This is a genomic window from Gulosibacter massiliensis (assembly GCF_900626105.1).
GTDB lineage: Bacteria > Actinomycetota > Actinomycetes > Actinomycetales > Microbacteriaceae > Gulosibacter > Gulosibacter sediminis.
Window position 1 is genome coordinate 1,520,518 of sequence record NZ_UYZX01000001.1, and the last position, 20,938, is coordinate 1,541,455.

The following is a 20,938-nucleotide window of genomic DNA, read 5'->3' on the forward strand; positions in this document are numbered from 1 at the left end:
GTGGCCCGTGGCGCGAACCCGGCTACTGGTGCTCGCGTCAACGTTCCCCGCAGAGGCTGGCGATGGCACCCCTGAGTTTGTCTCCGACCTTGCTGGCGAGGTCGCCAAGGAATTCGACACCGCGCTCGTCGTGCCGTCAGTCCCCGGGTCCAAGGCAACTGAAGAACGCAACGGCTTCCGCGTCCGCCGCTTCCGCTATTTTCCGCGCCGGTGGGAGGACCTCGCCGAGGGCGCGATCATCGAGAACCTGCGGGAACGCAAGAGCCGGTGGCTGCAGGTTGTTCCGTTCGTGATCTCGGAGGCGCTGGCCGCGCGTCGGGCGGTGCGCAACGGCAATCCAGCGGCGATCCACGCGCACTGGATCATCCCCCAGGGCGTTGTCGCGCGCCTCGTCGCGCCGGGCACGCCCCTGCTGATCACCACGCTCGGCGGCGACCTCTACGCCCTGAACGCGGCGCCCTTGCGAGCGCTGAAGCGCTGGGTGCTCCGCGGCGCGAGCTACGTCACGGTGATGAACGAGGAGATGGCCGAACAGGTCCGCGCCCTCGGGATGCCCGCCGATCGGGTCGAGGTCGTCCCCATGGGCGCCGACCTTGACACGGTGCGCCCCCGAGTCGAGCGCGACGACGACGCGCTTTCCATCGTGTTTGTCGGCCGCATGGTCGAAAAGAAGGGCCTCACCCACCTGCTGCGCGCGGTGCGGATGCTCGAGCCGGGCACCTGGCGCCTGCGGGTGATCGGGGACGGCCCGCTCCGTGCCGAGCTCGAGGCCGAGGCCGGGCCCGGCGTCGAGTTCCTCGGCAAGCAGGGGCGCGAGACGCTGCGCGAGGAGTACGCCAAGGCGGACGTCGCGGTCTTCCCCTCGGTGCCGTCCTCGAGCGGTGACCAGGACGGCCTGCCGGTGGCGCTGCTTGAGGCCATGGGCGCAGGCTGCGCCATCATCGCCTCCGACCTCCCCGGCATCTCGGAGGCGGTGATTCCGGGCGAAACGGGTGCGCTTGTCGAGCCTGGCAGCCCCGAGGCAATCGTCGCGGCGCTCAAAGAGCTGGCGGCAGATCCCGAACTTCGCGCCCGCCTCGGCTCGTCGGCTGCCGAGCGCGCCCAGAGTGTGTACAGTAAGGCAGCCATCGGGCGCCGATACACCGATATTTTGCACCGCATCATCGCCAGCCAGGAATAATGTCTTCCGCCGCAACTGCTCAACGCCACGACCCCCAGCCGATCTCGGCCGCGACGAACTCGCATCCGCTGGGGCGCCGCGATGTGATCATTGCCGCCTTGCTTGCGCTCGCGGTGCTCCTGATCTCGCTGGTGGCAATCGTGCGGGCCCCCGAGTACTCGCGATACGACGAGTACACGCATGCCGACTATGCCTTCAAGATCTCGCACGGTCAGATTCCGGCGGCCGGCGACCAGGCGTCCCCGGAGATCCTCGAAGACTGGTCCTGCCGCGGCGACGCGAAATTTGGTGTGCCGCCCTGCGGCAGCCCAGAGGCCGAAGACCCTAACAACTTCATGTACTCGGCCTACCAGTACAACTTCTTCCACCCGCCCGTGTACTACGCGGTTGCCGGTGTCACCGCGAATGCAATCTCCTCGGTTGTCGACATCAACTTCGTGACCGCGGCGCGTTTCGTCAGCGCGGGCATCGTCGCACTGGGCATCGCCGCGAGCTATCTCGCGATCCGTACCTGGCGGGTGCGCGTCGCCCCGGCGACAACCGCTGCCCTCGCGCTCATCGCGACGCCCATGGTGATGCACTCCGGGGCGACCGTGAACCCGGATGCGGTGGCCACGCTGACGGGAGCCGCGAGCGTGTTCATCCTTGGCCGGGTGGTGAACGGGGGCAAGGTGCCGATCATCTTCGCGGGCGTGAGCATGCTGCTGGCCGCCGGATCGAAGGTAATCATCTCGCTGCCGTTGGTCATCGTCGCCGCGTACGTCGGCATCAACGGCCTCATCAAGTTCGTGAAGTCAGACCGGCCTCGAGGCACCAAGCAGATGCTCCTCGCGGTGGTTTCTGCGGTCGCCCTGATCTGCGTGTACGTGGGTTGGAACCTCGTTCATTCCGGCCGGGGCGACCCCAACTGGATCACCCCGATGCAGGGGCTTTCGACGGCGCCATTCACCGGTCTGCCGATCGGCGAGTTGCTCGTCTCGACGCCGCTCGCGTTCTTCGGTATCGGCCAGGGCTACTGGATCCACCCGCAGCTCAACGGCTGGGGCGCGCAGTTCTCCGCGAAGGTGCTCGGCATCCTCATGGTGGTGATTCCTTTCCTCGCCCTCGTGGTCTTCCGTCGCCGCTCGTCTGCGAGCATCGCGAACCTCGTCTTGCTCGCCGGCCTCATCATCACCCCGTTCTTTGTGCAGCTCGAGGCGCTCACCGACCAGGGCATGTACTTCCCGAGCATGACCACGCGCTACGGCATTGCGTACTTGCCGCTCGCCTACCTCGTGGTGGCGTTGGTGGTGCAGGAGCGGGGCTGGGACAAGCCCGCCCTGTTCAGCGCGGGCGGTCTCGCGCTGCTCTACAGCGCATCCATTACCGGCCTGCTTCGATAACGCCGCCGCCTGTCTGCAGCGGGCTCGCGTCCGCTCGCCGGTAACATTGTCGGCATGACGAAGCTTTCTGTAATCGGTTGCGGGTATCTCGGCGCGGTGCATGCCGCCAGCATGGCGGAGGTCGGGCACCAGGTAGTCGGTATCGACACGGATGCGGACAAGGTCGCGCTGCTTTCGGCGGGCAAGGCCCCGTTCTATGAGCCTGGTTTCGACGAGCTCCTGCGTCGAAACGTCGAGGCGGGCCGCCTGACGTTCTCGACCGACTTCGCAGACGCGGCGGATGCCGAGATCCACTTCATTGGCGTCGGCACCCCGCAGCGCAAGGACGGCCAGGGCGCCGACCTCACGTACGTGCACGCGGCGACGGATGCGCTGCTCGCGGTCTTGCCGGACCACCCCGAAAACCCATCGCTGGTTGCGGGCAAGTCGACCGTGCCCGTGGGCACCGCGGCCACGCTCGCGAAAAAGTTCGCGGCCAAGGGCGCGATCGTCGCGTGGAACCCCGAGTTCCTCCGCGAGGGCTTCGCGGTCGACGACACGCTGCGCCCCGACCGCCTCGTCTACGGCCTGCCGGTGGACCCGGCCCAGGCGGAGCGCGCCGAGGCGCTGCTCGACGGCGCCTACGCGAAGATCCTCTCGGGTGAGACCTACGCGGGTCGCGACTGGACGGAGACGCCGAAGGTCGTCACCGACTATGCGACGGCCGAGCTCGTGAAGGTGGCGGCGAACTCCTTCCTCGCGACGAAGATCTCGTTCATCAACTCGATGGCGGAGATCTGCGACGCGACCGGTGGCAACGTGACGACGCTAGCGGAGGCGATCGGCTATGACGACCGCATTGGCAAGAAGTTCCTCCGCGCCGGTGTCGGCTTCGGCGGCGGCTGCCTGCCGAAGGACATCCGTGCGTTCCAGGCGCGCGTCGACGAGCTCGGTCTCGACGACACGCTCGACTTCCTCGGCGACATTGACGCCGTGAACGTGCGCCAGCGCTCGCGCGTGGTGGCGAAGCTCGCGGATGCGCTCGGCGGCAGCGTCGAGGGCAAGACCATCGCGGTGCTCGGCGCGGCGTTCAAGCCCGACAGCGACGACATTCGCGACTCGCCGGCCGTGGACGTGGCCCGCCAGCTCGCGGCGGCCGGCGCGGATGTGCGCGTGACCGACCCGAAGGCGGGCCCGACGGTCGCGCGTTTCGCTGACCACCTGAACTTCATCGACTCGATCGACGAGGCCGTCACCGGCGTCGATGCGATCGCGGTGCTCACCGAGTGGACGCAGTTCCGCGAGCTGGACGCGGCGGACGTCGCGAAGCTCGCGGCAGGCCGCGTCGTCCTCGACGGGCGCAACTGCCTCGACCGCACGAACTGGGAGTCGGCGGGATTCACCTACCTCGGCATGGGCCGGTAGCCCCCGACCTTCCCTTGTCACGCCTGACGGGCCTGACGTACGCTTGAACGTCTGTCTCGAGGACAGAGTAAAAAGGAGTGCCTCGAAGTAATGCTCAAGAAGCTGAAATCGACCGCCAAGAACGTGCTCGCGAACCCACAGGTCCGTGCCGTCTACAACGGCACCAATCGGGCCGTGCTGGCCGTGGCGGCATCCAACCGCCTCACTGCGACGCTGTACTCGACGGTCGGTTTTGCGACCTTCAACCGCGAGCAGTACGCCGTTCTCCGCGGCCGCAGCCACTACTACCGCGACATCAACCGCCCGCAGCGCAACAACGTGGGCCTGCGCCGCAACATCCACCGCCTCGAAAAGGGCATGGTGATGCAGCCGCGCCGCGACGTGTTCGCGCTCGACTACCTCGGCGAGACCATCGAGTTTCTCGAGGGTGCGCTGAGCCGCCGCAGCGGCGCCGTGCGCGTCGACCCGAACGAGATCGCCTGGGCGAAGGATGTGCTCACCGCGTACTTCGGCATGGTCGACCTCAGCAACCCGGTCATCGCCGAGGCGAAGGAACGCTTCGAGAACGTCATCGGCACGCTCGACCCGGTCGAGGGCATCGACGAGCAGCCGACTGACCGCGCCGTGACCGACGTCGTCTCGCGCTCGCCGTTCCTCGCGGGCCAGCGCACCGAGCCGGGCGTAACCTATGACCAGATGCTCAACCTCGCCACCCACCGCCGCAGCGTGCGCTGGTTCGAGCAGCGCGAGGTGCCGACCGAGCTCGTCGACAAGGCCCTCGCCGTCGCCCGCCAGTCGCCGACCGCGTGCAACCGCGAGCCCTACGAGTTCAAGGTCTTTACCGACCCGGCCATGGCGCGCGAGGTCGCGGGCATCCCCTTCGGCACCGGTGGCTACTCCGAGCAGGTGCCGGCCATTGCGGTCGTCGTTGGCAAGCTCGAGAATTACTTCAGCCCGCGCGACCGCCACGCGATCTACGTGGACTCCTCGCTCGCCGCGATGTCGTTTATCTATGGCCTTGAGACGCTCGGCCTGAGCAGCACGATCATCAACTGGCCCGACTTCGAGCCGCTCGAGATCCAGATGCAGAAGGCGCTCGGCCTCGATGCGAGCGAGCGCGTGATCATGTTGATCGCGTTCGGCTACGCCGATCCAGACGGCGGCGTGCCGTTCTCGCAGAAGAAGTCGATCGACTCCATCCGGTCGATCAACGCGAAGAAGTAGCCCTTGAAGAAGGCGCTCAAGCTCGCGTCGAAGATCCTGCCCTGGGTCATCATCATCGCGATCGCGCTGCTGTTCTGGCGCGCCCTCTCGAACAACATCGAGGCACTGCGCGACGTCGACCTCCACCTCGACTGGTGGCTGGTCGGCGGCACCGTGCTGTTCACCCTGGCGGTCGTCGTGTCGGGGCTGCTCTGGGGTCGCCTGCTCGCCTACATGTCGGGCACCAAGGTGTCAATCTCGGATGCGGTGCGCATCCATGCCGCGTCATGGGTGCTCAAGTACATCCCGGGCCAGGTCGGCTCGGTGCTGAACAAGATTGCCTGGGGCAACAAGGTTGGCCTGAGCAAGAAGACGGTTACGAACTCGGTCATCTACGAGAACGTGCTCATGGTGATCGCGAGCGTGCTGCTCTCGATCCCCGTCGTCTTCATGTTCAGCGAGGAGCTCTCCTCGAACGCGAGCCTGTTCCTGCCGCTGCTCGTAGTCGTGCCGATGCTCATCATCTTCTTCCCGAAGGCGTTTTACTGGCTGCTCAACAAGGCGCTCGCGCTCGTCAAGCGCAAGCCCTTCGCCGCGAGCGACGTGATCCGCCCGCTGCCCCTCGTCGGCTTCCAGCTCGGCTACCTGATCCCGCGCATCCTCAACGGCATCGGCTTCGTCTTCATCGTCGAGTCGATGGTGGGGATGCGCCCGGAGTGGGTCTTCGGCGTGGCCGCGACCTACATCCTCGCGAGCATCATCGGCATGCTCGCGATCTTCGTGCCGGGCGGGCTTGGCGTGCGCGAGGCGGTGGCCGTCGCACTGTTGAGCGCCTACATTCCGGTCGCGCAGGCGATCGTCGTAACGTTGGTGGCACGCCTGTGCGCCACCGTCTCCGACGCCCTCGTCGCGCTCATCTACTTCGTCCTCAACAAGGGAAGGCTCAAGCAGCAGTGACCTACAACATCGTGATCATCGGTTCGGCCCTGTCGGGGAACAAGGGTGCCGCCGCCATGCTCGAGAGCGCAATGCAGACCCTGACCGAGGAGCTCGGCGACGTGCGCTTCACCCTCCTCAGCATGTACCCGGATGAGGACCGCAAGCTCAACACCTACCCGAACCTCGACATCGTGGCCGCCGATCCGCTCACGCTCGGCGTGAAGATCAACTCTGCGGCGCTCGCGTACCGCCTGCTGCCGCCGCTGCGCCGCACCCTGCGTACGAACTCGCCGGCCGCGCGAGCCCTCGCCAAGGCCGACATCCTGCTCGACCAGGGCGGGATCACCTTCGTGGACGGCCGCGAGAAGTTCCTCGTCTACAACGTCGCGAGCATCCTGCCCGCGCTCAACGAGGGTGTGCCCGTCTTCAAGTGCGCGCAGGCGCTCGGCCCGTTCGAGAACCCCGCGAACAAGGCTGCCGCCAAGGTGTTCCTGCCGAAGATGGCCAAGATCATCTCGCGGGGTGCAATCACCCAGGAGCACCTTGACGGACTCGGCCTGACCAACACCGTGCCGGGCGCCGACTACGCGTTCCTACTCGAACTCACCGACGACGAGAAGCGCGAGGCTGAGACGCAGTTCGACGTCGAGTTCTTCGGCGGCAAGCCCGTCGTCGGCATCTCGCCGAGTGTCGTGATGCAGAAGAAGATCGACGGCGACGGCGGCGACTACGTCGGCGAACTCGCCTCGTTCGCCCAGTACCTCATCTCCGAACGCGGCTACCGCGTCGCGCTCATCCCGCACAGCGTTCGGACGGGCACCGACAAGACGCATAACAATGACCTCCCGATGGTGCGCGACCTCGCCGAGCGCATCGACGCGAGCGAGGACCTCCTGTTCATCGACACCGAGATGTCGTCACAGGGCCTGCGCCACGTCATCGGCCTCTGCGACCTCTTCGTCGCGTCACGCTTCCACGCGATGGTGTCGTCACTCGCGATGGCGGTGCCGACGCTCGTCATCGGCTGGAGCCACAAGTACCAGGAAGTGCTCGACATGTTCGGCCTCGCCGAGTGGGCGTTCGGCAAGGACAAGTTCTCGCAGGCCCACCTGCGCGGCGAGTTCGACCGCCTCGCGGCGAACGAGGACGAGGTGCGCGCGAAGCTCAGCGAGTCCCTGCCCGAGGTGAAGGCGAAGTCGCGCGTGCAGGTCGAAGAGATCGTCCGCATCCTGCGCGCGCAGCGCTAACGTTCTTCAGTCTCGGCGTCCGCGCCCACCCGCGGCGCGGCCAGCGCGAGTTTCGTCACGGCGACGCAGGCCAGTACGCACGCGACAGCGCCAACGCCCATGAGCGTGACGTCGAGCCAGTGCGGCACAGCCCCATACCACTCCGAGTCTGCCCGCCAGTTGGAGCGCTCCCAGAGCGCGCCGCGCGACTGCCAGAACAGCAGCCACTGACGGTCGGCCAGCCAGAACACCGTCACGAAATTCACCCCGAGCGGCACGAGGACGCCGAGTACGGCGACCACGGCGCGCGCGACCGGCTTCCGGATGCGTAGCAGCAGGAGCCAGACGGCACCGACCGCAATGGCGAGCGTGATCAAGCCCGAAAACAGGTAACGCCCCTGGACCCCGCGATCAGGGTCGCCGAGGTCGAAGTAGATCGCGTGGGCGTTTACGAAGATCGTCGACATCGTGATGACCAGGTAGAGGGCGGTCACGAGCAGCGGCACGCGAGTCCTGCGGAGCCAGAGCGCCACCACCAACGCGATGATCACCCCGACCGCGGCAATTTGCGGAATCTCTTCGGGCAGCGCGCCGCGCGCCCAGAACGTGTTGTTGAGGCGTTCGAAGAAGTTGCTCACGAAGAAGCCGAAGTCGTAACCGGGGAGCGCCTCCGTGAGGTGCTCGCGCTGCCCGGCTCGGCTCGGCTGTACCGTGCCGAGGACCAGGTAGTTACGAACCCACCACCAGCCGCCCAGCGCGACGGCGATGACCGCGGGCACGGCAAGCCGCAGGATGCCGCGGAGCAGGCCGTTGCGGTGCCGCCAAACGCCGAGCAGCGCAAGGAAGACGACGGTCGGCCCCAGGAAGAGCGCGAAGCCCTTGGTGAGCAAGGCCACGCCGTAGGCCACACCCGCAAGGGGCAGCAGCCACCGCGATGGCTCGGGGTCGCGCCAGTAGCGCAGCAGGAAATACATGGTCGCGCTCGCGCTCAGCGTGAGGAGGGTGTCGTTCGAGGCATACCCGCCGATCACGCTAAAGAACGGCACGAGGAGCAGGGCAGCACCGCCGAGCAGGCCCGCCGTGCGGCGGCCCGTGGCCCACCGCACGCCGCCGATGATGAACGGGATCGCGCCGGCCATGAACAGTGCCGAGGTGCCGCGAATCACCATGTACGCGTGGTCCCAGCGGAGATCCTCGCCGCCCGCGAGCCAGACGGCCCCGGCGGCCGCCAGGTAATAGGCCGGGGGATGCTGGACCATCGCGTCGACGCCCCGGTTGGCGTATCTTGCGGGGCCAGCGAAGTTCCCGCGGTCCTCGGGCGACACCTGCGGCGCGGCCGTGTCAACGGGTTGGATCTTCACCCCGTTGTCCCGCTGGGCCTGGATAATCGTTCCCTGCATCGGCGCCTCGTAGGGGAGCGGCCAGCCCCCGCCGTCGACGAGCCGCGACACCGAGTTCACGTGCTCGTGCTCATCCGGGCCATCGAAGTAGGGGGTGTTCAGTGCCGAGAGCAGCGACATGACGAAGAACACGACGCCGATCCCGGCGATCCCGAGGCGATACCAGGCGTCGGTCGTCAACGTGCGCCGTGCGCCGTGGCTCGGCGGTGCCGGCTCGCCGCCTGCGGTCTCGCTGGTGGCGGGGGGAACGACGACTGACGACACGAAAACTCGCTTTTCTCGGGGCTCGGGGAAGGACGCTGACCGGGGCGTAGTTGCGCGCTCGTGAGCGTCAAAGGTCATCCGTCAATTTATCCCACCGTGGTCACCCCAGGCGCGGCGAAGCGCCGGGCGGGAGACGGGGAGCAGCGCTTCATTGGGGCATTGGAGTGGCGATATGCTCGTTCAGTTCACATCCATCGGCGCGTTCCCCCGGCGAAGGGCAGTTAGTGCAGCAACCCGCGACATCACGAGGTGCTCGGCTGTGGTCGGCAGCAGGGCGGTTCGCGACGGTCGAAAACCTCGTGGCCACTGCGGGCTGGTGTGCTCTCGCCCTAATCGTGGTGTTGACGGTGCTGCCGGGTCTGCTCCCCGGCAACGTGTTCGCGAGCACGAACATCCTCACGCAGTCGCCGACGTACTGGTCGGTCACCGACACCATGCTGGTGCCCGGCAACGTGTTGGTGTCCGACACCGTCGACTCGGTGCTGCCGCGCACCATCCTGATGCACGAGGCAATGTCTCGCGGTGACCTGGCGTTCTGGGATCCGTATCAGCTCGGCGGCGGCGAGCTGGCGGGGCTGCCGAATGGCGCGTATCTGTCACCCCTGAGCCTGCCGTACTTTGTGCTGCCGATGGAGCTGGCCCCGGCAGTGGTCAAGCTGCTCGAGATCGCGGTCATCGCGCTCGGCTCGTCGCTCTTCCTGCGCCGGCTCGGCATCACGCGGGCCGCGTGGCCCCTCGCGTCGATTATTTATGCGAGCTCGGGGTTCATGGTGGCGTGGACGGGCTGGCCGCAGACCCGCGTGGCCGCGTTCATCCCGCTGCTGTTTTGGGCGGTGGAGAAGCTCATCGCCAGCCGAAAATGGACCGCGGTGCCGATCTTGAGCGTCGTGCTCGCCTGCATGTGGCTCGGCGGTTTCCCCGGCGTCACGGTCAACGCGATGTACGTGGTGACGGCTTATGCGGTCGTGCGCGCGCTCACGCTCTGGCACGGCAGCACCCGGGAGCGTGTGATCGACCTCGGCATGCAGGCCCTGCGGTACGGCGCCGGCGTGGTCGGGAGCCTCGCGCTCGCGGCGATCCACCTGCTCCCGTTTGCGCTGAACGCGAGCGACGTCGTGGATTTTGCCGCCAGGCAGACCCAGGTGGGCGCGATCCTGCAGCCGGTCTCCCTCTCGAGCACCGTGCTGCCATATGTCATGGGGCTCCCCGATGCCACGGGTGTGTGGATCGACGTCAACGTCGTCGAACTCTTCAACTACGCCGGGGCGGGCGCGCTGGCGCTCGCGTGCCTCGCGCTGCTGCTCTGGCGTCGCGTCGGGCAGCGCGCCGGCATCTTCTGGTTCTTCCCGATCGTAACGATTCTCGTGACCGCCGCCATGTTCTGGGGTGGCCCGCTGCTCGCCCTGATCCAGGACCTCCCCGCCCTCGGCACGAGCCTCTTCGGGCGGATGCGCAGCGTCTCGGGGTTCTTGATCGCCGTGATGGCCGCGTTCGGGCTGCAGGTGCTGCTGCGCCCGGCGCGGGTCATGCCAGTGACGTCACGGCGAGCGCGGATTCTTGACCTGCTCGGCTGGGCAACGGCGGTCTTCGTGGCCTACATGCTCTTCCGAACCACCGTCGCCGCTGTCGTGAACTCGCCCTCCCCGGTGTTTGCGGAGCGGTGGATCGTGGCATCGTTCATCTGCGTCGTGGCGATTGCACTCTTCGTCGCGTTGCTCCGGATGTACCCGGTCGCCTGGCTCAAGGTGGTGGCGGGCACGGCCGTCCTCGTGATTGTCGCGGTGCCGGCGGCCCACGTCATGAAGACCTGGTGGACCGTGAATGATGCCGACACGTTCTACCCGGACACCCAGGCCACGACCTACCTCGAGGACGCGATCGGAGAGAATCGCGTGATCTCGTACGGGAACGCGATCTACATGGGCACGTCCAGCGTGTATGAGATTCGCATGTTCGGTGGCCGCGGGTTCATGACCTCGCAGTGGCGCGACCTCATCACCGAGGTGCAACCGTCGGCGCTGCTGACGCCGACCTACGCGAGCTTCGACGCGGCCGGCTTCAGCCAGACGGTCCACGATCAGATCCTCGACCGGTATGGCGTCGCGTATGCGCTCGTACCGTCGAACGTTGCCCTCCCCGGCGAGGTCGAGGACGAGGGCGGAAACGCCGCGCTACCGATCGACCTCGGGAGCGACGCGGGTCAGGTCACCGCCAGCGGCAGCGGCCCCCTGCGGGGTGTCATGGTGCACAGTGTTGCCGCCGAAAACATTCCGCCGCAGGGCGTCACCCTGCTCGCCGAGATCGTGGCGCCGAACGGCGAGGTCCTCGCCAGCAACACCCAACAACTGCGCGAAATCGACGAGGACATCTTCCTGGCATTCGACGCGGATGAACTCGACGACGACCAGGCATGGGAGCTTCGCCTGTCGACCGACACCCCGGATGCTTCGATCGAGCTGACGAGCGCGGCGGACGACGACGCGGAGCCGGAGGTCGATGTGCTCCGGCCGATCGATGATGGGCTCAACGTCGTGCTGGCCGGCGACGTGACGATCCTAGAGCGCGACACCGCGCTTGACCGCATCCGGTGGGCGAGCTCGGAGGTCGTGAAGGAGGACCCACAGGACCGGCTTGACTACCTCGCGGACGACGCCGAGCCCGACGAGGTCGTGCTCGAGTCGCCGACGGCGGAGGCGGGCGGCGGCGACGCCACGGTCACCGTCGAGCAGTCGGACGATCTGGACATCACAAACGTCAAGATCGAAGCCGACGGGCCGGGCTGGGTCGTGATCGCGGATTCGATGCGACGGTCTGGCTGGACCGCGACCCTGAATGGCGAACCGGCGGAGTTGCTCCCGGCCGAGCACGCCGGTGCGGCCGTCTACGTCCCGGCCGCCGGCAGCTACGAGCTGAAGCTCAAGTTCAGCTCGCCCGGGTTCGTCACCGGCGCGGTCGTCACGGGTGCCTCACTCGCGGCCATGGTGGCGGTCTGGGTCGGGATTGCCGTCGTGGGGCGCCGGCGCCGAGCCGAGGCGAGCGGTTCGGGGGCAGGCATATCGTCGAGTCGCCTCGTAGACTAGGGCCTATGGAATTCCGCGAACTCAGCATTGCTGGCTCCTTTGAGGTCACGCCGAAGCAGTTCTTTGACGAGCGGGGAGTGTTCTACGAGTACTACCGCTTCGACCAGCTGGCAGAGGTGGTCGGGCACCCGCTCGACCTGCAACAGGGCAACACCTCGGTGTCCAAGCGCGGCACGGTCCGGGGCATCCACTTCGCTGACATACCGCCGAGCCAGGCGAAGTACGTCACGTGCACTGGCGGTGCGGTCATCGACTACGTCATCGATATTCGCGTGGGTTCTCCGACGTTTGGCCAGTGGGACAGCGTGCGGCTCGACACCGTCGACCGCCGCGCGATCTACATCCCCGAAGGCCTGGGCCACTGCTTCGTTGCCCTCGAGGACGACTCAACGGTGAGCTACCTCTGCTCGGCGACCTACGCGCCAGGGCGCGAGCACGGCATCAACCCGCTCTGCAAGACGGTCGGGCTCGAGTTCGAAATCGACGCGTCGGAGCTGCTGCTCTCGCCGAAGGACACCGAGGCACCAGGCCTGCTGAAGGCGAAGGATCAGGGCCTGCTGCCCGACTACGAGGAGTGTCTGAAGTTCTACGAGCAGCTCAACGCTGAGCCCAAGGAGGCAAAGTAGTGAAGGGAATTATTCTCGCGGGCGGATCGGGCACGCGGCTGTGGCCGATCACGAAGGGCATCTCGAAGCAGCTGATGCCGATCTACGACAAGCCCATGATCTACTACCCGCTGTCGACGCTGATGATGGCCGGTATCAACGAGATCCTCATCATCACGACGCCCGAGTACAACTCGCAGTTCCGCGCGCTCTTCGGTGACGGCTCGCGCCTCGGCATCAGCATCGAGTACGCCGAGCAGCCCTCGCCCGACGGGCTCGCGCAGGCGTTCATCATCGGTGAGGAATTCATCGGCGACGACTCAGTCGCGCTCGTGCTCGGCGACAACATCTTCCACGGCACCGGCCTTGGCTCGTCGCTGCGCGCCCACGGCGAGATCCAGGGTGGCCTCATCTTCGCCTACCAGGTGGCGAACCCGAAGGCCTACGGCGTCGTCGAGTTCGACGAGAACATGAAGGCGCTGTCGATTGAGGAGAAGCCGAAGCAGCCGAAGTCGAACTACGCGGTTCCCGGCCTCTACTTCTACGACAACCGCGTCGTGGAGATCGCGAAGAACGTGAAGCCGTCCGACCGCGGCGAGCTCGAGGTTTCGTCGATCAACGCGGAGTACCTCGAGCGCGGCGAGCTGCAGGTGCACGTGCTCGACCGCGGCACGGCCTGGCTCGACACCGGGACGTTCGAGTCGATGATGCAGGCCTCCGAGTACGTCAAGGTAATCGAAGACCGCCAGGGGCTCAAGCTCGGCTGCATCGAGGAGATCGCCTGGCGCGCCGGGTGGATCGACGACGATCAGCTGCGCGAACTCGCGGCGCCGCTCGAGAAGTCGGGGTACGGCCGCTACCTGAAGCGCATCCTCAAGGCGCAAGAGCAGCAGGCCTAGCGCAGCCGCTGCTTCAGTCGGGTCGCCGGGGCCGTCAGGGCCTCGGCCACCCGCACGATGCGACGGCTGCGGAAGTCCTCTAACTCGCCCTCGGCGCGCGTGAGGTCCTGGTCGAGCCGCCGGATGCGCTCCTTCATCTGCTCGTAGCGGCTGACGAACAGCTCGCGCTCCTCGGCCCAGTCGGAGAGCTCCGCGAGCTTCGCCCCGTAGGCCCGAATGGCCTCGTGCTGGGCGGTATTGTGTGTCTGGAGCTCCACAAACCGCGCGTCCGCGAGGGCTAGGTCGGCCACCCGGGCGTCCTCGAGGGCCACGACCACGGCACCCAGGTGGGAGAACCGCTGCGCGAGCTCCCGCGCCTCGGTCGGGCCGAGGGGCACCGCGGGGAAGTGGCCCGTGCTATTTGCAGGGAGCCGCTCCACGAGGCGCGCGTCGCGGCGGAAGCCCTCGGCCCGGCGGCCCTGCGGGTGCCGGGCGGCGAAGAACATTTTCAGCACGCCCGCCGCGTCCCAGCGATAGTCGCGCATGATGTGGTGACGGGGGCTTGGCTGCAGGTCGGGGCTCGCGTCGTAGATCTCGCCGGCCATCCGGACGCGCGCCCGGTACTGCTGCCACGAGCGCATCGGGAAGTGCAGCACCTCGATGTCGACGTCGGCGGGGAGCTCGTCGGCCTGGGGGAACGACGAGAAGTGATTGCCCTGGGCGACCTCGACCGCGGGCGAGCCCGGGTGGATGAGATTGTGGGTCGGATGCGCGTGCAGGCCGACGCGGTGGAGCGCCTCGGGTTCGCGCTCGTCGCGCCACACCGCCGCCGCGATGTCGAAGCCGCTCTCCAGCGTGGGGCCGAACATGTTCACGACGGGGATGGGGTAGGAGACCGTGGGGTTAGGGAGACGGGCGGCCGCTGCCGCCAGCTTCTCGCCCGAGCCGGTGACCCAGAACTCGTCGGCGTCGGAGTTGAACACCCAGGTGGCGCCGTGTTGGCTTGCGGCGCGGCGGGCCATGGCGGTGACGACCTCGTACTGGCGCTTGTCCTGCACCGGGTGATCGTGGAGCTCGATGCGCCCCGCCTCCGCGTACTCGCCGAGCACCTCGCGAGTGCCGTCGACCGAGCCGTTGTCGGTGACGATGATCTGCGCGAACCCCTGAGTGAGGTGATAGTCGAGCCAGGTACGGATGATGTCGATCTCGTCGCGAACCATCAGGGTCAGCACGAGCACGGGCTCGGGTGCGCTAATCACTGCTTCCTCCTGTCTCCGCGCGCGGTCGCGCGCTCGCGGCTCAGTCTGTCAGGCCTAGTCGAGAAAGGTCGAAGAGGCGTCGGCGTACACCGGGCCGATGCTCTCCGGCCCCGTCACGGCGCGGAAACCGCCGAGGTCTTCACGGCGGGAGAGCTCGTGGCGCTGGTCGTCCAGGAACGTTGTCGTCACGAGGTATTCGCCCGCGCCCATCGACAGGTTCGGCAGCGTGAAGTTGATCGTGTGCTCGCCGATGCCGAGGGGCGCGTTCTTCAGGCCGGAGACATGCGTCGACGTGACGAGCACGGTCGTGCCGAGCTGGTTCACGAGCGCGACCGTGAGGTCCCAGGCCGTCAAGTCGAGCTGGGTTTCGAAGGTCACCGCCACCTCGAGCGTGCTGCCGGGGAGCAGGTCCTCGCCTTCGCTGGGCGTCGAAGTGACGTTGGTGATCTGCACCAGCTGGCGACGGCGGGCGATCTCTTCGATCCGCGCGCGGTCGCGCTCAAGCCGGCCCTGCTCGGACTCGGCCTGGTCGGCGGAGTCGAACCCGGCGCGCAAAATGCTCACCGCATCCTCGGGGTGGCCGTCGAAGATGACATGGCCGTGCCCCATGACGACGGCTCGGGTGCAGAGCTCGACGATCTGGGGGAGGGAGTGCGACACGATGACGATCGTGCGGCCCTCCTCCTGAAACTGCTTGATCTTGTCGAGGCACTTCTTCTGGAAGGCCTCGTCACCGACCGCGAGCACCTCATCGACCAGCAGGACGTCGGGGTTGACGTTGATCGCCACCGCGAACGCGAGGCGCACGTACATGCCAGAGGAATAGAACTTCACCTGGGTGTCGATGAAGGGGCGGATGCCCGAGAAATCGACAATCTCCTCGAAGCGCGATTCGGTCTCCTCGCGGTCCATGCCGAGGATCGCGGCGTTGAGGTAGACATTCTCGCGGCCCGTGAGGTCGGGGTGGAAGCCGGCGCCGAGCTCGAGTAGCGCCGCGAGGCGGCCGCGCGAATAGACCGCACCCGAGGTCGGTTCGATGATGCCGCCGATCGTCTTGAGGAGCGTCGACTTGCCGGAGCCGTTCGGTCCGATCAGACCGATCGTGCTGCCGGCCTCGATCTCTAGATTGACGTCCTTCAGCGCCCAGAAGTCGTCGCGGTGCTCGCGGGAGCGCCGCGGGTGCAGCACGCGCTCCTTGAGCGACTTGTCCTTGTGCAGCACGAACCGCTTGGAGACGTCGCGGATCTCGACGACGTTCGGGCGGGCCGTTTTAACCGCAGTAGATTTACTCGTCATTCGTTACAGCTCCTGCGCAAAGTTGCCCTGCAGCCGCGCGAAGATGCGCTGGCCGACCCACACGAGAATCAGCCCGAAGACGATCGCGATGCCCATGCGTGACATCAGCTCGGGCGGGAACGTGGCAGTGGGGGAGCTCGGCTGCCAGAAGGCGACCTGGAACCCAAGCACCGCGAGCGTGAGGGGGTTGTCAATGTAGATCTCGGTGAGCCACGGCACACCGAAGTTCACGAACGCGTCGTGCACGAACGTCCACGAGTAGACGATCGGGCTGAACCACATGAGCAGCATCATGAGCACCTCAACGAGGTACTGCACGTCGCGGAAGTAGACGTTCGTCGACGCGAGGATGAGTCCGAGGCCGGTGCTGTAGAGCAAAATGATGACGACCGACACGAGGCCGTACATGAGGTGCCAGCCGAACGTCAGCGAGCCCGTGAGCAGCGCCGCGGCGACGAGAATCACCATCTGCAGGATGAAGTTGAACAGCGACGAGCCGAGCGTCGCGAGCGGGAAGATCTCGCGCGGCAGGTACACCTTCTTCACGAGGCCGGCGTTCGCGATGATTGACCCGGTCATCGCCGTGAGCGTCTCCGAGAAGAGGCTGTAGAGCGTCAGCCCGGTGAAGATGTAGACCGCGAAGTTTTCGATCGAGCGCGCGGCACCGAGGAACTGCCCCATCACGAGGTAGTAGATGAGCAGCTGCGTCAGCGGGCGAATCAGGCTCCAGGCGAAGCCGAGCACCGAGTCCTTGTACCTGCCGACGACCTCGCGGCGCACGAGCAGGCCGAGCAGATTGCGGTGCTCGCGCAGCTCGCGGATCGCGGTGACAAACCCCGCAATCGGGTTGCGGGGTTGCTTGCGCGTTTCGAGCTCAAGTGAGGCCAGGCGGCGCATGCGCTCGTCTGAAACCTGCTGCATTTCATTGAAGTACGTCATAGAAGTGTTGGGTGACCCTGCGGGGTTGCGGGCAAAAAAGACGGAGTTCCCAGGGGATCGCAGGTCACGCTGGTGAAAGTCTAATGTTGGTCGCCTGATACGGCGGCGATTTCACCCGCGGCGGCGCCACCTTAGCGCTCGCCCGGGCCCGCCTCGCTAGTCTTAGCTGCAGTCAACCAAGGAGATGTGCGTGCGACGGTTTGTGTTTTTCCTGCTCTACGACCCCGACGGGTACGTTGACAGCGCGGTGCTGCACACGCTGAACGGGCTGCGCCCCCACGTCGAGCACATCATGGTCGTCTCAAACGGGTTTCTGCAGCAGGAGTCCCGCGAGCGCCTGGATGCGGTGATCGACGAGGTCTTCGAGCGCGAGAACGTCGGCTTCGACTCGGGCGCGTACCGCAGCGCGATCGGCCGCGTCGGCTACGCCAAGCTCGCCGAGTACGACGAGGTGCTCCTCATCAACTACACCTTCTTCGGGCCGATCACGACGTTCGACGAGCTCTTCGCTCGCATGGACCCGAAGCCGATCGACTTCTGGGGCCTGACCGACCACGTGGCCGTCTCACCGCATCCGATGCTCGGTAAGGGCATCATGCCCGAGCACCTGCAGTCCTACTGGATCGCCTTCCGCAAGAGCCTCGTCAACACCGCGGACTTCCGGGACTACTGGTCGAGCCTGCCGAACGGCATGTCGTACCACGACGTCATCACGGTGTTCGAGGCGGCGCTCACCCGGCACTTCGGCGACCTCGGGTACGCGTGGGAGAGCGCCTACCCCGCCGAGAACTACTCCGTCAACAACGTCTCGATGGAGCAGCCCCTGCTGCTGCTGGAGGACGGCTGCCCGATGTTCAAGCGGCGCCTCTACTTTCACGACCTCGTCGACCTCGATACGCGCGACGTCGCGGCGAGTGAAGTCACGGCCAAGGCTCTGGCGCTCGGCTTCCCCCGCGACGTGCTCATTGACGGCGTGATCCGCCGCACCCCGGCGCGCGCGCTTTCGACCGGGCTCGGCCTGCTCCACCTCGTTGCGGATGCACCGGCGGCGGCTCCCGAGTCGCCTCGCCTCGCGCTCCGCACCGGCCGCATCTGGCGCGACTGGCTCCGCGACGCCCACGACCCCTTCGGCGAAGCGGAGGTGCTCGTCGTTGACGGCGTGACCGAGGACGAACTTCGGGACGGCCCGGCCGCCGAGTACACGAACACGAACCTCGACGACAACCAGCTCGCCCGCGCTCGCGGTGGCATCGTCGACCGCCTCGGTGACACCCTTGCCGCGTTTGACCAGGATGCGCGCCTCGGCGTGCTCGTGCCGCTGGCCGAGCACCGGGCGGGCACCCGCCTTGGCCACGGCTGGCGGGGGCTCGAGGCCGCCGCGAAGCGGGTCTCGACGGCGCTGCGGCTCATCGGACCGCTCGAGCGGTACGCCCCGCTGGCGCCGTTCGTCGGCGTCGCCGCCTACCGGGCCGCCGCGCTCGCCGACCTGCCGGCGCGCGTCGAGGCGGTCGGCGGCTGGGACTCGCTCGTGCGCCTCGCGGAGGTCGACGAGGCCGAGCTCGAGCTCGTCCTCGACCTGCTCGCCGCCGACGTGGCGAAGACCAACGGCTTCGTGGCCTCCGAGGCCGCGCGCCGCGGTGACTTCGTGCGCTCGTCACAGGTGTTGCAGTACAAGTTTGCCGACGCGAGCGCGCGCTTCGGGCCCGAACAGCGCGCGCCGTTCCTCGGCCCGCTCGAGCACCCGAACTCGTTCATACGCCCGCTCGTGGGGGACTGGCTGCGCACGAAGGCGCCGTCGACCGCCAAGGTCGTGCTGCAGGGCGAGGAGTCGGCGCGGAAGAAACTTGGCGCCGCGAAGCGCGCGGTGACGCGCGTCGTGAAGAAGAAGGGGCGCTAACCGTGTCGCAACGCCTCATCGCGGTCGTGTTGCTGGGGCCTGACGCGCGTCCGAGCGCGGCCACGCTGCACCTGCTGCGCGCCGCGTCGGCCGCGAGCGACCAGCTCGTCGTGCTCTACGGCAAGGGCAAGCGGCCCCCGGCGCCCGAGCGCCAGCAGATCGAGGGCCTGACCCGCTCGCTGTGGCAGCTGGATGACACGGACGCGTTCGGCGCGGTGTTCCGCATCCTGGAGCAGCGCCTCGGCAAGGCGGCGCTGCAGGAGTTCGACGAGGTGCTCGTGCTCGACGACTCGCTGTTCGGCCCGATCCGGCCGCCTTCCGGGTTCCCCCGGGTGCGGGGTGAGGATCAGGACGGCTCGACGCTCGTCGAGCCGGAGCGCGGCGACGGCATCGAAGCGACGGACGTGCCGTACCTCGCGCTGCGCGGCCGGGTGTTCGTCGAGGCACGCTTCTGGCAGGTCGTCGCCGCGACCGGGGGCGAGTTCGCGGCCTTCACCACGGGCCTGCGCGAGGCCGGGTTCAACCTCAGCGCCGTGCATCCGCGGGTGGCCGACAACGAGCACTACTTCCTGCGCGACTCGATCGTTCGGCTGCTGGATGAGGGGCTCGAGTTTGTGCCCTGGCGCACCTTCACGATCGACCCGATGCTCAACGATCGGTGGGGCATCGTGCCGCGCGAGAGCTTCGACCGCATCGCGGCGCGAGGGTTCCCGACCGAGCTCATCTGGTCGAAGCTGCTCACCGCCGTGCCGCCGCGCACCTGGTACACCAACCTCTCGATGGCCGAGGTGCTGCCGACGAACGTCGCGCCCGAGTCGCCGGTCTCGCTCACGACGGCGGTGATCGCGCACATCTACTACCTCGACATGGCGGACGAACTGCTCGAGCTGGCGGCGCGCATCCCCGGCGAGGTGCGGCTGTATGCGACCGCCGCCGACGAGCCGCGCCGCGCGGCGCTCGAGGCGAAGATCGGTGATGACCCGCGCTTCGCCTCCGTCGAGGTGCGCGCGGTGACGAGCAACCTCGGCCGCGACATCACCGCCTTCCTCATCGACTGCGAGGACGTGCTGCGCGACCCGGAAATCGACGTGGTGGTGAAGCTGCACTCGAAGCGCTCGGTGCAGGATCCGCCGTCGGTGAGCGGCTGGTTTCGCCGCCACCTGTTCGAGAGCCTGTTCGCGAGCGAGCAGTACCTGCGCAACGTCTACGAGCTCTTCGAGACCGAGCCGCAGCTCGGAATGGTGTTTCCGCCCACGATTCACATGGGCCTACCGACCCTCGGCCACGCCTGGTCACTCAACCGTGCGCCGGCCGAGGCACTCGCGCCCCGGCTCGGGCTCACGACGCCGTTCGACGCGAATACCCCGCTCTCGCCGTACGGCTCGATGTTCATCGCGCGTCGGGAGGCGCTGGCGCCGCTGCTCGAAGCGAACTTCGGCATCACTGAGTTCCCGGATGCGCGCGCGTACCGCGACGGTTCGCTCGCGCACGTGCTCGAGCGCCTCATCAGCTACGTCGTGTTCAGCAGCGGTTACTACGCGAAGACTGTGACGAGCCCGAGCGTCGCGTCGGTGAGTGAGCCGATCCTTGAGTACAAGCTCTCGTCGATCGGGGAGTACCTGCCTGCCTATGGCTTCGAGCAGGTGCAGACGCTGCGGGGTCGAGGGCAGACCTGGCCGATTCGCCAGGTACTGCGGCGGTTGGTTTGGGCGCGTGCCGAAGCGAAGGTTCCGGGCGTTGGGCGGGTGTTGAGCCGGGCCTTCCGCGGGCTGCGGGCCGACAAAGCCAAGCTGCGGCGCTAGCCGAGGCGACCGAAGCGGGTCGGGGAGCATCGATGCTCCTCGACCCGCGTTCTTTTACCCCCGAAACTTTTGAACGGCGTGCGACACGCCGACTATCGGGTGAAATCTTTGCCTTATCTCCCAGTTTCACGTGACAATCGTGACCGGTGTGAATACTGTGAAATTCGTTAACTTACGTGACGAC

The 20,938-nt window shown here is 67.1% G+C and carries 15 protein-coding genes; 11 read left to right on the top strand and 4 right to left on the bottom strand.

The window, feature by feature from the left end; translation table 11 throughout:
- The first annotated feature begins 7 nt into the window (after window positions 1-7).
- From EJL01_RS07340 to EJL01_RS07365, 6 genes are all read left to right on the top strand, one after another.
- Window positions 8-1,180, top strand: a complete 1,173-nt coding sequence (locus EJL01_RS07340) for a glycosyltransferase family 4 protein (RefSeq protein ID WP_125106914.1) — start codon at window positions 8-10, stop codon at window positions 1,178-1,180.
- The gene (locus EJL01_RS07345; RefSeq protein ID WP_125106915.1) at window positions 1,180-2,562 is read left to right on the top strand and encodes a glycosyltransferase family protein; all 1,383 of its coding nucleotides are present in this window, start codon (window positions 1,180-1,182) and stop codon (window positions 2,560-2,562) included. The genes EJL01_RS07340 and EJL01_RS07345 overlap by 1 nt, the downstream gene beginning before the upstream one ends.
- A 54-nt stretch (window positions 2,563-2,616) precedes the next feature.
- Complete coding sequence (locus EJL01_RS07350; protein WP_125106916.1) at window positions 2,617-3,966, top strand: UDP-glucose dehydrogenase family protein; 1,350 nt, start codon at window positions 2,617-2,619, stop codon at window positions 3,964-3,966.
- Window positions 3,967-4,056: 90 nt separating this feature from the next.
- A complete protein-coding gene (locus EJL01_RS07355; protein ID WP_125106917.1) occupies window positions 4,057-5,190 on the top strand; it encodes a nitroreductase family protein in 1,134 nt (377 codons plus the stop codon).
- A 3-nt stretch (window positions 5,191-5,193) separates the two neighbouring features.
- Window positions 5,194-6,126, top strand: a complete 933-nt coding sequence (locus EJL01_RS07360; RefSeq protein ID WP_125106918.1) for a lysylphosphatidylglycerol synthase domain-containing protein — start codon at window positions 5,194-5,196, stop codon at window positions 6,124-6,126.
- Window positions 6,123-7,355: a polysaccharide pyruvyl transferase family protein gene (locus tag EJL01_RS07365; protein ID WP_125106919.1), complete on the top strand. Its 1,233-nt coding sequence runs from the start codon at window positions 6,123-6,125 to the stop codon at window positions 7,353-7,355. Before EJL01_RS07360 ends, EJL01_RS07365 begins: the two co-directional genes overlap by 4 nt.
- On the opposite strand, the gene EJL01_RS07370 is transcribed toward EJL01_RS07365, so the two are convergent.
- Window positions 7,352-8,998 carry an ArnT family glycosyltransferase gene (locus EJL01_RS07370; protein WP_164509747.1) on the bottom strand — a complete coding sequence of 549 codons (1,647 nt, stop codon included), beginning with the start codon at window positions 8,996-8,998 and terminating at the stop codon, window positions 7,352-7,354. The genes EJL01_RS07365 and EJL01_RS07370 overlap by 4 nt on opposite strands.
- Window positions 8,999-9,297: 299 nt before the next feature.
- Between EJL01_RS07370 and EJL01_RS07375 the strand changes: the two genes are divergently transcribed.
- From EJL01_RS07375 to rfbA, 3 genes are read left to right on the top strand one after another with little or no spacing between them, the layout of a single operon-like run.
- Complete coding sequence (locus tag EJL01_RS07375; RefSeq protein WP_164509748.1) at window positions 9,298-12,078, top strand: YfhO family protein; 2,781 nt, start codon at window positions 9,298-9,300, stop codon at window positions 12,076-12,078.
- Window positions 12,079-12,083: 5 nt separating this feature from the next.
- Window positions 12,084-12,704, top strand: coding sequence for a dTDP-4-dehydrorhamnose 3,5-epimerase family protein (locus EJL01_RS07380; protein ID WP_125106922.1), 621 nt, complete (start codon window positions 12,084-12,086; stop codon window positions 12,702-12,704).
- Complete coding sequence (rfbA, locus tag EJL01_RS07385; RefSeq protein ID WP_125106923.1) at window positions 12,704-13,582, top strand: glucose-1-phosphate thymidylyltransferase RfbA; 879 nt, start codon at window positions 12,704-12,706, stop codon at window positions 13,580-13,582. Before EJL01_RS07380 ends, rfbA begins: the two co-directional genes overlap by 1 nt.
- Here the strand turns inward: rfbA and EJL01_RS07390 are convergent.
- The 3 genes from EJL01_RS07390 to EJL01_RS07400 are packed head-to-tail and all read right to left on the bottom strand — an operon-like array spanning window position 13,579 to window position 17,055.
- Window positions 13,579-14,820 carry a glycosyltransferase family 2 protein gene (locus tag EJL01_RS07390; protein ID WP_125106924.1) on the bottom strand — a complete coding sequence of 414 codons (1,242 nt, stop codon included), beginning with the start codon at window positions 14,818-14,820 and terminating at the stop codon, window positions 13,579-13,581. The two genes, rfbA and EJL01_RS07390, sit on opposite strands and share 4 nt — an antisense overlap.
- A 54-nt stretch (window positions 14,821-14,874) precedes the next feature.
- Entirely contained in the window at window positions 14,875-16,116 is a 1,242-nt protein-coding gene (locus EJL01_RS07395; RefSeq protein WP_125106925.1) for an ABC transporter ATP-binding protein, read from the bottom strand.
- A gap of 3 nt (window positions 16,117-16,119) precedes the next feature.
- Complete coding sequence (locus tag EJL01_RS07400; protein WP_125106926.1) at window positions 16,120-17,055, bottom strand: ABC transporter permease; 936 nt, start codon at window positions 17,053-17,055, stop codon at window positions 16,120-16,122.
- A gap of 190 nt (window positions 17,056-17,245) precedes the next feature.
- Here EJL01_RS07400 and EJL01_RS07405 point away from each other — a divergent pair, with 190 nt between their 5' ends.
- Both EJL01_RS07405 and EJL01_RS07410 read left to right on the top strand, forming a co-directional pair.
- Complete coding sequence (locus EJL01_RS07405; protein ID WP_164509749.1) at window positions 17,246-18,952, top strand: rhamnan synthesis F family protein; 1,707 nt, start codon at window positions 17,246-17,248, stop codon at window positions 18,950-18,952.
- Between the two features lie 2 nt (window positions 18,953-18,954).
- On the top strand, window positions 18,955-20,754 hold the full coding sequence (locus tag EJL01_RS07410) for a rhamnan synthesis F family protein (RefSeq protein WP_164509750.1): 1,800 nt from the start codon (window positions 18,955-18,957) through the stop codon (window positions 20,752-20,754).
- Window positions 20,755-20,938 lie beyond the last annotated feature (184 nt).